The following is a 13,148-nucleotide window of genomic DNA, read 5'->3' on the forward strand; positions in this document are numbered from 1 at the left end:
GGCCGTTAAGCTCTTCAGCGCCGATGGTAGTTGGGGGTTTCCCCCTGTGAGAGCAGGACGCCGCCAGGCAAACAGTGAGGACAGCGAAAGCTGTCCTCTTTTTGTTTTTTCGGAGCAGTTACATAAAAAGAAGTACTGAACTTTTCAGGAAAAAAGCTTTTTTAATCGTATGCCCGGTTATTCCTTTTTGCTGAAAAGGTCAAAGATTGATTTGTTTGATTTCTTCTTATCTTGCGGTGTGGCAGCAGTTTTTTTAGTTTCCGAACTTTTTCTAGATCGAGGCTGCCGGTCCAGTTTGGCTGATAATTCTTGAAGCAGTTCGTTCTGTTTTTCTATCGTTTCTTTTAGATCTTGTATCTCATCGCTATGTTGCTGTTTGGCATCTTCTTTCTCTATTACAGTGCCCGCCATATCATTATCCTTCGCCCACGAAACCACTTCATTTGCAGCTTGTTCTACTGTTAGATGTTGATTCTTTTTAACTTCCATAAAACGTTTCATTACAATAACATCTTTATGAAAATATAAACGCTCTCCTTTTGGATTAACATGAAACGGATAGCCAGCATTTTTTAAAATCGCTGCGTAAGCATCTAAGGTCGACTTTTTGAGATTGAGCATTGAGCAAACATCGCCAGGATTCATAAACGTCTGATTAGGTAGTGCATGATTCGGCATATTATTCACACCTCCAATAGATCATCAGGGTATTAGTAGAATGTACTGGGTAGGACTTCAACAAGAGAGTAGCTGCTGGAACTCTATTTCAAAATACAAGTAACAATCCGTTAAACAATGTTTTCACTATACCCTTTTCTTAAAAAGTCATGCATTAAATGGTCATTTTACATACGGTGAGAGATGTCTTTCCTTTTTAAAAGATAATAAACATATTAGAACTTATTGTTCATTAGCGAACAAACTTCAGTTATTTAACAGTTGGAATCAATCTATGGACTTTTATAAAAATGTACACCTGTACATTAAAGTATCTCCATTCAAGATGTGTAGAAAGCTGGATATGAGGGAAGGGAATAAATGTGCATTCTCATCTTTGATCGCTAATAGGAAAGGATTGTGTTGTCTCTTATGTGTAATCATCATAACAATAAAACGATGACCCGCGTGCTTAGTGTCCCGAGTGCAAAAGCGCCATTTGAACAAACTACTGTTGAGCGGAGAGAGCTGCGGCCGCATGATGTCTTAATCGATATTAAGTTTAGCGGTATCTGTCACTCTGATATTCATAGTGCGTTCAATGAATGGGGCGGCGGAATGTTCCCAATGGTGCCTGGCCACGAAATTGCCGGAGTTGTGGAAGCCGTAGGATCAGAAGTGAGAAAATTTACGGTGGGGGACCGTGTGGGTGTTGGCTGTTTTGTTGATTCCTGCGGAGAATGTGAATACTGCCAGGGTGGTGAGGAGCAATATTGTACAAAAGGGGTTGTCCAGACCTATAACTCGTTAGATTATGATGGGAACCCAACATACGGCGGATACAGCCAAAAAATTGTGGTAACGGAAGGGTTCGTTGTCCGTATTCCAGACAGTCTGGAAATGGATGTCGCAAGCCCGCTGTTGTGTGCGGGTATCACTACATATTCTCCTTTAAAACACTGGAACGCCGGTCCGGGCAAGAAGGTTGCGATTGTAGGAATGGGGGGTCTTGGCCACGTAGCAATCCAGTTTGCGCATGCGATGGGTGCTGAAGTCACAGTATTGAGCCGGTCTATGAATAAGAAAGAAGAAGCCCTAAGTTTCGGAGCAGATCATTACTTTGCAACGAGTGATCCCGATACGTTCACTCAGCTGGCTGGTCGTTTTGATCTTATTTTAAACACAGTATCTGCCAATCTGGACGTGAATGGATATTTATCTATGCTTCGCGTGGATGGAACCCTTGTCAATGTCGGTGCACCAGCTGAGCCAGACCAGTATAGTGTATTTTCCTTGATCATGGGCCGTCGCAGCATTGCCGGTTCTCTAGTTGGCGGCATCCGTGAAACACAAGAAATGCTTGATTTCGCTGCTGAACACAGCATTGCCCCAATGATTGAGATCATCAATGCTGGCCAGGTAGATGAAGCGTATGAACGCGTTCTTCGCAGTGATGTGCGTTATCGATTCGTGGTTGACATTGCTACCTTGTAACTTGTGAAGACACTTTCTATCATCTTGCATTCGCTCTGATAAAAGATAGATTCACCCATTTAATGGGTTGACTCAATATTTCAAAAAGACCCTTACCTAAGTAGTAAGGGTCTTTTTATTCGTCCAGTCAATGGATACTCTTAAGCAGACCTGCGATACACAAAAAGCGGTTTCTCCGAGAAAAATACCAAATTGAGTTAAGTTTAAACCTTTACCATCTGCATTTTATTCAAATAATAAAAAAACCATATTTAAAGTTAAAGCACTTTCCAAATGGTTGGACTCCCATTAAGCAGGGGAGTCATGCATTTATCTTTTGATCATATTTCTCCCTTAGGCGCTTAATATCTTCTCGAGGTGGAAAACCAAACATGCGGGCATATTCACGGCTGAATTGCGACGGACTTTCGTAGCCTACCCGGAACGCAGCATCTGCAGCATCCGCTGACTCGGTTAGTAACAAACGCCGTGCTTCCTGCAGCCTCAGTTGTTTTTGATATTGAATCGGGCTCATCGCTGTCACCTCTTTAAAGTGCCTATGAAGCGAAGCTACACTCATATTCGCTATTTCCGCAAGCTCCTCAACCCGAAAAGATTTGTCAAAGTTATGGGTGATTTGTTCGATAACGTCTCTGATTCGATCGGTACTGCTTCCTTCTATGGCCAGTTGTTCGAGTGTACTTCCATGCGGTCCTTGCAGAACCCTGTAGAGAATTTCCTTTGTAAATAGAGGTGCAAGCACCGGGATATCCTCAGGCTTGTCCAGCAAGCGGGCTAACCTGACGACTGCATCCAGCAGAGAGGGCTCTATTTGGCTGACGAACATTGCCCGTTTCGTATTTTTTTTCGCGCCAACTCGAATATCAGAATCACTTAAAACCTCTAAAATTTGCTTCGGTGTAAATTCAAGTTTGAGAGCCAGATACGGGGCATTAGAAGAAGCTTTTATGACTTGGCCAGTAACCGGCAGGTCAACAGATGCAACAAGGTAATCGGCAGGATTATATATAAAGCGCTCCTGTGCAAGCATCACCTCTTTTTCACCTTGAACGATCATACAAAAAGATGGCTTGTACACTCCGTAATGCGGTTCGGTAACATGGGATTCACTGATGAAAAATAGGGACGGAACCGCAGTTTTATGAACTCCATCCCCGCCTGAATAGTGTTTAATAATTTCAGCCAGTTTATCGTGCTGTTCGTACGCTAGCTCAGACATAAAAACCTCCTTATTCTGTATCCTTGTTCTTCTATTGTAATGTATGCTCGTCAGCTTTGTCAGTGGCTTTGAGAGGATTAGGCAATCATTTGACATGAATGGGATAACGGCTGCTTTTCCATTTGCTACATAATAAAAAGTGCCAGTAATCAAACAGAAAGGGAGACCCGTCATGCAAAAGCGCATATTAGGAAAAAGCAGCCTGGAAGTTTCCTCTATCGGGCTCGGCTGCATGGGAATGAGCTACGGTTATGGCCCGTCGTCAGACAAAAAGGAAATGATCTCACTCATTCGAAGTGCTGTGGAACGCGGCGTGACGTTCTTCGATACCGCTGAAGTGTATGGACTGTACACGAATGAAGAGCTCGTAGGTGAAGCGCTTCGTCCATTCCAGGATCAAATTGTGATTGCTACGAAGTTCGGTTTTAACATTCAAGCTGGAAAACAGGCCGGCATGAATAGTCGTCCTGAACATATTAAAAGGGTGGTAGAAGGCTCGCTCAAACGGCTGAAAGTAGAAGCCATTGACCTGTACTATCAGCATCGGGTTGATCCAGCCGTGCCCATCGAAGAAACAGCAGGAGCAGTAAAAGAGCTGATTCAAGAAGGCAAAGTAAAGCATTGGGGATTGTCTGAGGCAGGAGTGCAGACGATTCGCCGTGCCCATGCCGTTCAGCCGCTCACTGCCGTTCAAAGTGAATACTCGATATGGTGGAGACGTCCCGAAGAGGAGCTGCTGCCTGTTCTAGAAGAATTAGGCATAGGCTTTGTTCCGTTCAGTCCTTTGGGGAAAGGGTACCTCACTGGAAGCTTTAACGCGAATAAAACATTTGTTCAAAGCGATTTGCGTAGTATTCTTCCACGCTTTACCCCGGAGGCTCTAGAAGCAAATCAGGCGTTAGTTGATTTGATTAAAAAGATAGCCGAACAGAAAGGAGCAACACTTGCACAAATTGCACTTGCCTGGCTGCTTGCTCAAAAGCCGTGGATTGTGCCGATCCCAGGTACCCGAAAATTGAATCGTCTCGGAGAAAACTTGGGAGCAGCTGCCATTGAATTTACGCCTGAAGAGTTACGTGAAATAAACTCTGCACTATTAAAGATTACTTTGACAGGGGACCGATACCCTGAGGAACTGGAAAAAAGGACGGGTCTTTGATTGAACGTTCCCATAACACAATGAATGTCTGCTCAACAAAAGAAAAAATCTGTAGTGAATAGGAAAGCGAGGAAAAAACAAATGGAATATGTGAAACTTGGAAATACCGGATTGGATGTATCCCGGCTTTGTCTTGGCTGTATGAGTTTTGGTGTAGCAGAACGGTGGATTCACCCATGGGTACTGAATGAGGAGCACAGCCGCCCGATTATTAAAAAAGCTCTTGAATTAGGGATTAATTTTTTTGATACGGCGAATGTTTATTCAGATGGAACAAGCGAGGAAATCGTTGGGCGGGCTTTAAAAGATTTTGCCAGCCGGGATGAAATTGTTCTTGCGACAAAGGTTTATTTTCCAATGAGTGAAGCGCCAAACAGCGGCGGACTTTCCCGAAAGCACATTATGAGTGAAATTGATAAAAGCCTGAAGAGACTGGGAACCGATTATGTAGATCTTTACCAAATTCACCGCTGGGATTACAACACTCCGATCGAAGAGACGATGGAGGCATTGCATGATGTGGTGAAGGCTGGGAAAGCAAGATACATTGGGGCTTCTGCCATGTACGCATGGCAATTCCAAAAGGCATTACATACAGCTGAGAAAAACGGATGGACTCGGTTTGTATCGATGCAGAATCATTTAAATCTTCTATATCGCGAAGAGGAGCGGGAGATGCTGCCGCTTTGCCGAGAAGAAAAAATCGGCGTAATCCCTTACAGCCCCCTTGCATCCGGAAGACTGACGCGTGATTGGGCTGAAACAACGCAGCGTTCCGAAACGGATCAAATTCAGAAATCAAAATACGATGCAACGGCTGATGCCGACCGGCTAATTGTGGAACGGGTTGCGGCCATTGCAGAAGAACGCGGCGTTCCCCGCATTCAAATCGCACTTGCCTGGCTGCTGCAAAAAGAACCAGTGACCGCTCCTATTATCGGCGCTACCAAAACGTCTCATCTTGAAGGTGCGGCAGCTGCTCTATCCATTGAGTTAACACCTGAAGAAATTGCATTGCTGGAGGAGCCGTATGTACCGCATTCTGTGGTGGGGCCTGTTTAATGAAAAGGGAAGAGTGCTCGTAAAACTGATTGCGCTCGAGTTAGACAGTACGACGTTAAATTCAAAACTGGAGATTAATGCAGAAAACATTTAAGTGATCCAAAATGCTCAGTAGCAGGGACATATCGTAGGAATAGTTTTTTTTCAAAAGTCTTCAATTTTTGAGTGACCTTTACTGTTCATTATAAGGAACCTTTACATTTTGTGAAAACTCATTCGTTTTCTGGCAGATTTTTGTTCTGTCGTAATTGGCATTTGGTTCAATGCTTTTCCTAAACCGTAGTGAGGCTTATTTCCATAGATCGATTTGTAATCTCCATTTCTTTACAACAAAACCCGCTGATGCTTGGAATATCAACGGGTTTTGTTTTTTAAAAGTTAGCATCATTACGTAATAGGAGCAGGGTTGAATAGAGCTAAATCATTATGCAAACCCCAATGCTCTGCCCAGGTTTTCTTGTGCCCACTTGCAACATCTAAAATGAACCGGAAAATTTCCCACCCAACTTCTTCAATGGTCGCTTCCCCGGTAGCGATCGTTCCAGCATTTATATCAATAAGATCTTTCCATTGTTCGGTTAATGTATTCCGTGTAGAAACTTTGATGACAGGAGCCATAGCCAGGCTATAAGGTGTTCCTCTTCCTGTAGTAAACACCTGAAGGTGCATGCCCGAAGCCAGCTGCAACGTTCCGCAAACAAAGTCACTGGCGGGTGTAGCTGCAAAAATCAGTCCTTTTTCTGTCGCTTTTTCACCAGGAGCCAGTACGCCTGATATAGGGCTTCTTCCTGATTTAGCAATAGAACCCAGAGATTTTTCTACAACATTGGCTAGTCCGCCTTTTTTGTTTCCGGGAGAGGGGTTGGCACTTCGGTCAGCATCACCCAAAGCAAGGTACATATCATACCAGTCCATTTCTTTTATTAAAGCCTGCCCGACTTCTTCATCCACAGCACGCGGCGTTAACAGATGAATAGCATCGCGCACTTCTGTGACTTCTGAAAATAAAACCGTTGCTCCTGCTCTAACTAATAAATCCGCAGCATAGCCGACTGCCGGATTAGCCGTTACACCTGAGAATGCATCACTTCCCCCGCATTGCGTGCCGATAACCAGTTCAGAAACCGAACATGTTTCACGCTGCCTGCGGTTTAGTTTTATCAATCGTTCCTCGGCCATCTCCATAATGGACTGAACCATGCCCGCAAATCCTGGCTGCTCCTGAAGTGAAATAATATCAGATTCTTTCCCGTTTGGGTTGATTCTCATTGGCGAAAGTTTCTCGCAGCCCAGGCCCACAACCAAGGCTTCGCCACCGAAATTCGGGTGTTTCGCCAGGTTTTGAATTGTACGAATAGGAATAACCGCTTCAGGGGCATTGATCGCCACTCCGCAGCCATAATTGTGGTTTAGGGCAACAACATCATCAACATTAGGATACTTCGGCAGAAGCTCTTTTTTAATGCGGTTTACCACAAAATCCAGCACACCCACTACACATTGAACACTTGTTGTAATGCCTAAGATATTCTTCGTTCCCACACTGCCATCTTCATTGCGAAATCCTTGAAATGTATATCCTTCAAGAGGGGGCAGAGTTTCCGGTATGTTAGTTGCTAACGGTAATTCACTCAGTTTTGGAGATTGAGGCATTTTGACTAATGATTCCTCAACCCAGCTGCCTTTTTCGATTGTTTTTAGCGCATGCCCGATCACTTCACCGTAGCGAATAATAGGCTCGTTCTCCTTTATATCTGTTAAAGCTACTTTATGTCCCTGAGGAACTCTTTCTTTCAATTCAAGGTCGTCTGGAAAATGTGTTCCTTTGTCTAATCCGCCTGTATTCACAATAATGGCCACATTGTCTGTTTCATTAACTTTGATATAAAGTGGTTCAACAGCTTGCATGCTTTTTGTCTCCATCAGAATCGTCTCCTTGTAAGCATTTTCGTGCTTAGATAAGATATCACTCTGTCCATAAAGTAATACGCATATTCCTAGAAAAAAGTATTCTGCTTTATTTTCATAACCCGGCGAGATATAAGTAGAATGGGAGTAAAAGTACCATAATGAATCCATATACCCAGTTCCACCTGATTGCAATGTTTATAAGTTTTTCTCTTAAAGAGTGAGCAATTAAATTATTAACAGTGGTCGCTGGTGATAAAACATTTGAAATGCTCCAGCTGCCGAGAAGAGCAATCGCAAAATAATGGATGGAAAAATTCAAATCACTTGGTTTAATACTTGTAATTAATATGGTAACGACAATAATTGGATGAAGGCCGCCCATCGCTGTTCCGACAATAATGATAGACAGTATGATTGTCATCATTACAGGGGAATGACCGAACACACTGCTGAACGCCTCAACAAGCATTCCGCTCCACTCTGAGGCAACAAAAGCGGAACTGAACAGGCCAGCCAGCAAAAATAAGGAAATTTCCTGATTTAAGTTCGGCAAAGTGACCATAATATGTTTTTTTACTTCCTCTTTGTAAAGAGGGGTGGTTCCTTTGAAAAAACACCAAATCGCAGGGAAAAACAACGCAGTAAAGCCGATCGCAACAATCATATTAACAAACGTAAAATGTTCAATAAGTAAAACGGTGCCAGTTGTCACAAACAGGAGTGAGATAAGTTCAAATAATATACGGCGTGTCCCAGGGAGAGTGGGAACAGCTTCTTCTTCCGTCTCCATCTCGCTTAATCGCTCTTCTTCACGTTTTATTACTTTTCCTTCCAGCAAAAAGCCGACAAGAAAAGAAAGAATGGAAAACCCAATTGCATATAAAGCGATTGAAGTCCACTTAATATGCAGCTGGCTGATGACAAGCGCCATAGCGACAAAATATGGTGACCATGCAACCGCTCCGGCAAAGCCCCCGTTCAGTGCATTTGCAATCAGACGATTCGATTTTACATTGGATGCGCCTGATAAATAATAATTGATTGAAATTGCACCTACGTTAATAACGGCACCAAGAAGGTGGGTTAAAAAAGCAGTACTTATATAGAAAAACGAGGCACTGTTTCTTTTTTTATATAAGATAGATCGTAAGGACTCAAGTAACCCCCTGTACGAAACGGAATCCCAAGGATAGGGGTAAGAACAAAGATCGCAACGATAGTTAGATTGACAAGAGCCCCGCTTATAATTACATTTATCCATTTTTCCTGGCCAATGAGCAGTAAAACGGTCAATGCAGCGAGTTCTCCCATTAATTTAGCGGTCATTCCTTTTAATGAAGGGATTGAAACAAGAATAAAGGTAAATACCGTAAAAGAGACCAGCCATTGAAACCAAACGGGTTGGTAAAAGGTCATGATGATATAGCTAAGAGCTAAAAAAATAGCCATCCCTTGCTTCATTTGCATCAACTCATTTTCTAGCAGTCTTATATATTGGATTACATATTAGAAAAAGTAGCAGTGTATCATTTCCACAATAATCTTTTTGCCTGTCAATATCATTAAAAGCTTTATTCTTGTGTAAGGGAGTACTGAAGGACTTTTTTACGGACAAAATCAAGATGCTGATACATATGGATAAAGGCTTCTTGAGGTTTTCGCGACTCGAGAGCTGCATAAATCGCTTTATGGTACTCTAAAGTCCGTTCACGCTCTCTAATTTGAATTAAACTATTAATTCTATTATGAGTGATTAAAAGAGAGTCAATCATTCCTTCAAGAACTGGATTGTTAGCGCTTAGGGCAATAATCAAATGAAATTCTTTGTCCGCATTACCATAGTCATCATCATTACTGTTGGCAATCGCATCGATTGTTGCTTTTAATCTTGCAAGCTGTTCGTCTGTTATCTTCTCAGCAGCTATAGTTACAAGTCCTAACTCCAGTGCCATGCGCGCTTCAATGATAGCGGGTAAGTTATCGGTCGCCAGCGCCAGCATAACAGAGAAAGGGTGGGTGCCGACTTTATTGTTAAAAAAAGTTCCTTCCCTCGTTTTTCGGGTAATAACGCCAAGTGTTTCAAGGGCACTAAGAGCTTCCCGCAATACCGATCTGCTCACTTCCAGTTCTTCTATAAGTTCCATTTCAGGGGGAAGCTTGTCACCGGCTTTCAATTGTCCGCTGATGAGCAGCTGTACAATCCGTTCTACTACCTGTTTTGAAAGAGTATTGCGGTTCACTGATTGAACCCCAAGCTTTCTTGCTGAAGCATTCATTGTTTCACCTCTTTTCTGTATCATTCCGCATATAATCATATTGTAGGACTAATCATATGGTAGACTGATTGCTTTGGCTCAGGAGACGACAAAGCAATCCGGGAAAACGGTGAATGCGCCGCTCATGAAGAGGGCGCGTTCACTAAAAAGAACTTACCTAACAAAGCAAGGGCGTTTCGGATCAAACGTCCATCCTGGAATCAAATACTGCATAGCGAGTGCATCATCGCGTGCACCAAGTCCTTTTTCTTTATACAGCTGGTGGGCTTTTTCCAGCTGCTCCATATCAATCTCTACACCAAGTCCTGGCTTTGTTGAAACATCGACCATTCCACCTGCAATCTTAAACGGTTCTTTTGTCAGGCGCTGGCCATCCTGCCAGATCCAGTGTGTATCAATAGCGGTGATTTTTCCAGGGGCGGCAGCTGCCACATGCGTAAACATAGCCAGTGAAATATCAAAATGGTTGTTCGAATGAGATCCCCATGTGAGTTCCCAATCATGACACATCTGCGCGACGCGGACAGAACCCTGCATCGTCCAGAAATGGGGATCTGCCAGCGGAATATCAACCGACTGCAGCTGGATGGAATGCCCCATCTGCCGCCAGTCTGTGGCAATCATATTTGTAGCAGTAGGAAGTCCTGTCGCACGTCTGAATTCAGCCATCACTTCACGGGCCGAGAAGCCGCCTTCCGCTCCGCAAGGATCTTCTGCATAAGCGAGCACATGGTGCTGGTCCCGGCATAAGCGGATGGCGTCTTTTAAGAGCCAGCCGCCGTTCGGGTCCAGGGTAATGCGCGCTTCCGGGAACCGTTCTGCCAGTGCGGTGACGGCTTCAATTTCTTCTTCGCCGCGTAAAACGCCGCCTTTTAATTTAAAGTCGTTAAAGCCATAGCGGGCGTGAGCCGCTTCTGCGAGACGGACAACGGCTTCAGGAGTTAACGCTTCTTCATGGCGGAGGCGGAACCAGTCATCCTCTGCCTCTGCTTCGTTCCGGTAATCCAGATCCGTTCTGTTCCGGTCTCCTACGTAAAAGAGATAGCCCAGCATTTCCACTTTGTCCCGCTGCTGTCCTTCACCCAGAAGGGCGGCAACTGGAACGCCAAGGTATTTTCCAACCAAGTCGAGAAGGGCCGCTTCTAAAGCGGTTACAGCATGAATCGTAATGCGGAGGTCAAACGTCTGCAAGCCGCGTCCCGCTGCGTCCCGGTCTGCAAACTGACGGCGTACGTTGTTTAAAATATTGTTGTAGGTGCCGATAGACTGGCCGACCACAATTTCACGTGCATCTTCAAGCGTCTGGCGGATTTTTTCGCCGCCCGGGACTTCACCCACACCGACATTCCCTGCATTGTCTTTCAGCAGCACAATATTACGCGTAAAGTAAGGGGCGTGAGCTCCGCTTAAGTTCAGGAGCATGCTGTCATGGCCTGCAACGGGAACCACGTTCATTTCTGTAATAATAGGCGTACCTGTCTGGACGTTTTCCTGGATTAATTGAGTGTTCATATTTTTTCTCTCCTATTCAAATTAAGATAATAGATTACGATTTTAATTCAACCCGCTTAATTTCACCCACAAGGAACAGGTAGCTGCAAATCGCGACTAATGCATTGGCACCGACGAAAACAAGCGCCCCGTTAAATGAACCGGTTGTGGCAATAATGTAGCCGATAATGATCGGCGTCGTAATACCGGCAATGTTGCCAAATGTATTGAAAAGGCCGCCGCTGACGCCGGACATTTCTTTTGGCGAGGTATCTGCGACAACTGCCCAGCCAAGCGCCCCAAACCCTTTACCGAAAAAGGCAAGTGCCATCACAAAGATCACAACCCATTGTGTATCCACATAATTTGCGGCAACTAACGTCATAGACAATAACATGCCAACTACAATTGGTGTTTTCCGGGCAACCGTTAAAGAGCAACCTTTGCGAAGCAGGAAATCTGAAAACGTTCCGCCTAAAATTCCACCGACAAATCCGCAAATCGCAGGCAGGGAAGCGACAAAACCAACTTCAAGAATGGTCATGCCTCTTTCCTGAACAAGGTAAACCGGAAACCAGGTAAGGAAAAAATACGTAAGCGTCGTAATACAATACTGGCCAAGGTACACACCCAGGAGCATCCGGTTTGTCAGCAGCTGTTTAACCTGGTGCCAATTGATGCCTTTCTTTTTTTCCTTCTTTGTGTCTGTTTGATCCATATTTGTCAGGGCGCCGCCTTCTTCAATATAAGCAAGCTCGGCCTCGTTAATCCGCGGATGTTCCTTTGGACTGTGAATTACTTTCATCCAGATAAAAGCAACGATAATTCCGACCGCTCCCATAAAGTAGAAAACATATTCCCAGCCGAGTTTATATGCAATATAACCCATAATAGGTGCGAAGAGAACGGTTGCAAAATACTGCGCTGAGTTAAAGGTAGCTGCCGCGGTGCCGCGTTCATGGCTTGGAAACCAGGAAGCAACGATCCGGCTGTTGGCAGGAAAAGAAGGAGCTTCTGCCAATCCAACGAGAAACCGGAGTGCAAATAAAGCCACGATAGCTGTTCCGGCAGAGCCTAAAAATCCGATGAATCCTTGTAAAAGAGTAAATACTGACCATATAAAGACGCTCCAAAAGTATACTTTCTTTGAACCGAATCGGTCTAGCAGCCAGCCACCAGGAATTTGTCCGGCTACATAGGACCATGCAAAAGCAGAGAAAACGTATCCCATCATGACAGAATCAAGGCCAAGCTGACTCGACATTTCAGGTCCTGCGATCGAGAGAGTAGCGCGGTCAGCGTAGTTGATGGCGGTAACAACAAACAGCATAAAAACAATAAACCAGCGTACGCGCGTTTTTTTCTGAGCGCCTGGAGCTATTGGAGAGGGCTGAAGGATTTTTTCTGGACTAGCCATATACACACTTCCTTTTCAAAATATTCAACTTTTAATAACGCTTTTAAATAAGTAAATTTAATAGTTCAATAGGTATTTAAAATATTCAACTTCTGATACCGCTTTCAAATAAGTAAATTTAATAGTTCCATACTATAGAATTGTCTCCATCAAAAGCAACCCTCCTTTTGTAAAATTCAAATTATTTAATTTTGTCCAATAGTAAGACAAATAAAATTGTTTGTCAACAACTTTTGTGATAGTTTTGTAAGCAATTTTTTTAGAAAAAAGTACCATATTATCTGAAGGAAGCCGGCATTTCTAATCAAATTTTCAGAAAATAAAATTTAAAGTTGACCGATAAAACAATTTGTCTTACAATAAAACAAACAACACAAGGAGGATCTACCATGAATCAAAATCGTCAGGCTCCGACCGGGATTTTAGGATTCCCGATTGCACCATTTACCAAAAACAATCAGC

12 protein-coding genes are annotated in these 13,148 nt (G+C 43.8%); 4 read left to right on the forward strand and 8 right to left on the reverse strand.

Features of this window, described 5'->3' with window-relative positions; genetic code table 11:
- Window positions 1–177: 177 nt before the first annotated feature.
- Window positions 178–678 (reverse strand): hypothetical protein, encoded by a 501-nt coding sequence (locus RG959_RS23020; protein ID WP_342799144.1) that lies wholly within the window; start codon window positions 676–678, stop codon window positions 178–180.
- Between the two features lie 411 nt (window positions 679–1,089).
- Here RG959_RS23020 and RG959_RS23025 point away from each other — a divergent pair, with 411 nt between their 5' ends.
- Complete coding sequence (locus tag RG959_RS23025) at window positions 1,090–2,151, forward strand: NAD(P)-dependent alcohol dehydrogenase (RefSeq protein ID WP_342799155.1); 1,062 nt, start codon at window positions 1,090–1,092, stop codon at window positions 2,149–2,151.
- Window positions 2,152–2,452: 301 nt separating this feature from the next.
- Here the strand turns inward: RG959_RS23025 and RG959_RS23030 are convergent, their stop codons facing one another.
- Window positions 2,453–3,370 carry an AraC family transcriptional regulator gene (locus RG959_RS23030; RefSeq protein WP_342799145.1) on the reverse strand — a complete coding sequence of 306 codons (918 nt, stop codon included), beginning with the start codon at window positions 3,368–3,370 and terminating at the stop codon, window positions 2,453–2,455.
- Between the two features lie 172 nt (window positions 3,371–3,542).
- Between RG959_RS23030 and RG959_RS23035 the strand changes: the two genes are divergently transcribed.
- The 3 genes from RG959_RS23035 (at window position 3,543) to RG959_RS23045 (ending at window position 5,685) form a co-directional block, all read left to right on the forward strand.
- Window positions 3,543–4,529 (forward strand): aldo/keto reductase, encoded by a 987-nt coding sequence (locus RG959_RS23035; protein WP_342799146.1) that lies wholly within the window; start codon window positions 3,543–3,545, stop codon window positions 4,527–4,529.
- A gap of 81 nt (window positions 4,530–4,610) precedes the next feature.
- Window positions 4,611–5,591 carry an aldo/keto reductase gene (locus RG959_RS23040; protein ID WP_342799147.1) on the forward strand — a complete coding sequence of 327 codons (981 nt, stop codon included), beginning with the start codon at window positions 4,611–4,613 and terminating at the stop codon, window positions 5,589–5,591.
- A complete protein-coding gene (locus tag RG959_RS23045; RefSeq protein WP_342799148.1) occupies window positions 5,560–5,685 on the forward strand; it encodes a hypothetical protein in 126 nt (41 codons plus the stop codon). Before RG959_RS23040 ends, RG959_RS23045 begins: the two co-directional genes overlap by 32 nt.
- Before the next feature lie 293 nt (window positions 5,686–5,978).
- Here RG959_RS23045 and garD read toward each other — a convergent pair whose 3' ends face one another.
- From garD to RG959_RS23075, 6 genes are all read right to left on the reverse strand, one after another.
- Complete coding sequence (garD, locus tag RG959_RS23050; protein WP_342799149.1) at window positions 5,979–7,514, reverse strand: galactarate dehydratase; 1,536 nt, start codon at window positions 7,512–7,514, stop codon at window positions 5,979–5,981.
- 100 nt (window positions 7,515–7,614) lie between these two features.
- Complete coding sequence (locus RG959_RS23055) at window positions 7,615–8,433, reverse strand: hypothetical protein (protein WP_342799150.1); 819 nt, start codon at window positions 8,431–8,433, stop codon at window positions 7,615–7,617.
- 167 nt (window positions 8,434–8,600) lie between these two features.
- Window positions 8,601–8,969 carry a hypothetical protein gene (locus RG959_RS23060; RefSeq protein WP_342799151.1) on the reverse strand — a complete coding sequence of 123 codons (369 nt, stop codon included), beginning with the start codon at window positions 8,967–8,969 and terminating at the stop codon, window positions 8,601–8,603.
- A 104-nt stretch (window positions 8,970–9,073) separates the two neighbouring features.
- Window positions 9,074–9,778, reverse strand: coding sequence for a FadR/GntR family transcriptional regulator (locus RG959_RS23065; protein ID WP_342799152.1), 705 nt, complete (start codon window positions 9,776–9,778; stop codon window positions 9,074–9,076).
- Between the two features lie 153 nt (window positions 9,779–9,931).
- Window positions 9,932–11,290, reverse strand: a complete 1,359-nt coding sequence (gene gudD / locus RG959_RS23070) for a glucarate dehydratase (protein ID WP_342799153.1) — start codon at window positions 11,288–11,290, stop codon at window positions 9,932–9,934.
- 34 nt (window positions 11,291–11,324) lie between these two features.
- The gene (locus tag RG959_RS23075) at window positions 11,325–12,686 is read right to left on the reverse strand and encodes an MFS transporter (protein ID WP_342799154.1); all 1,362 of its coding nucleotides are present in this window, start codon (window positions 12,684–12,686) and stop codon (window positions 11,325–11,327) included.
- Between the last annotated feature and the right edge of the window lie 462 nt (window positions 12,687–13,148).

Source organism: Domibacillus sp. 8LH (assembly GCF_038806185.1).
In the GTDB taxonomy this organism is placed as follows: domain Bacteria; phylum Bacillota; class Bacilli; order Bacillales; family Domibacillaceae; genus Domibacillus; species Domibacillus indicus_A.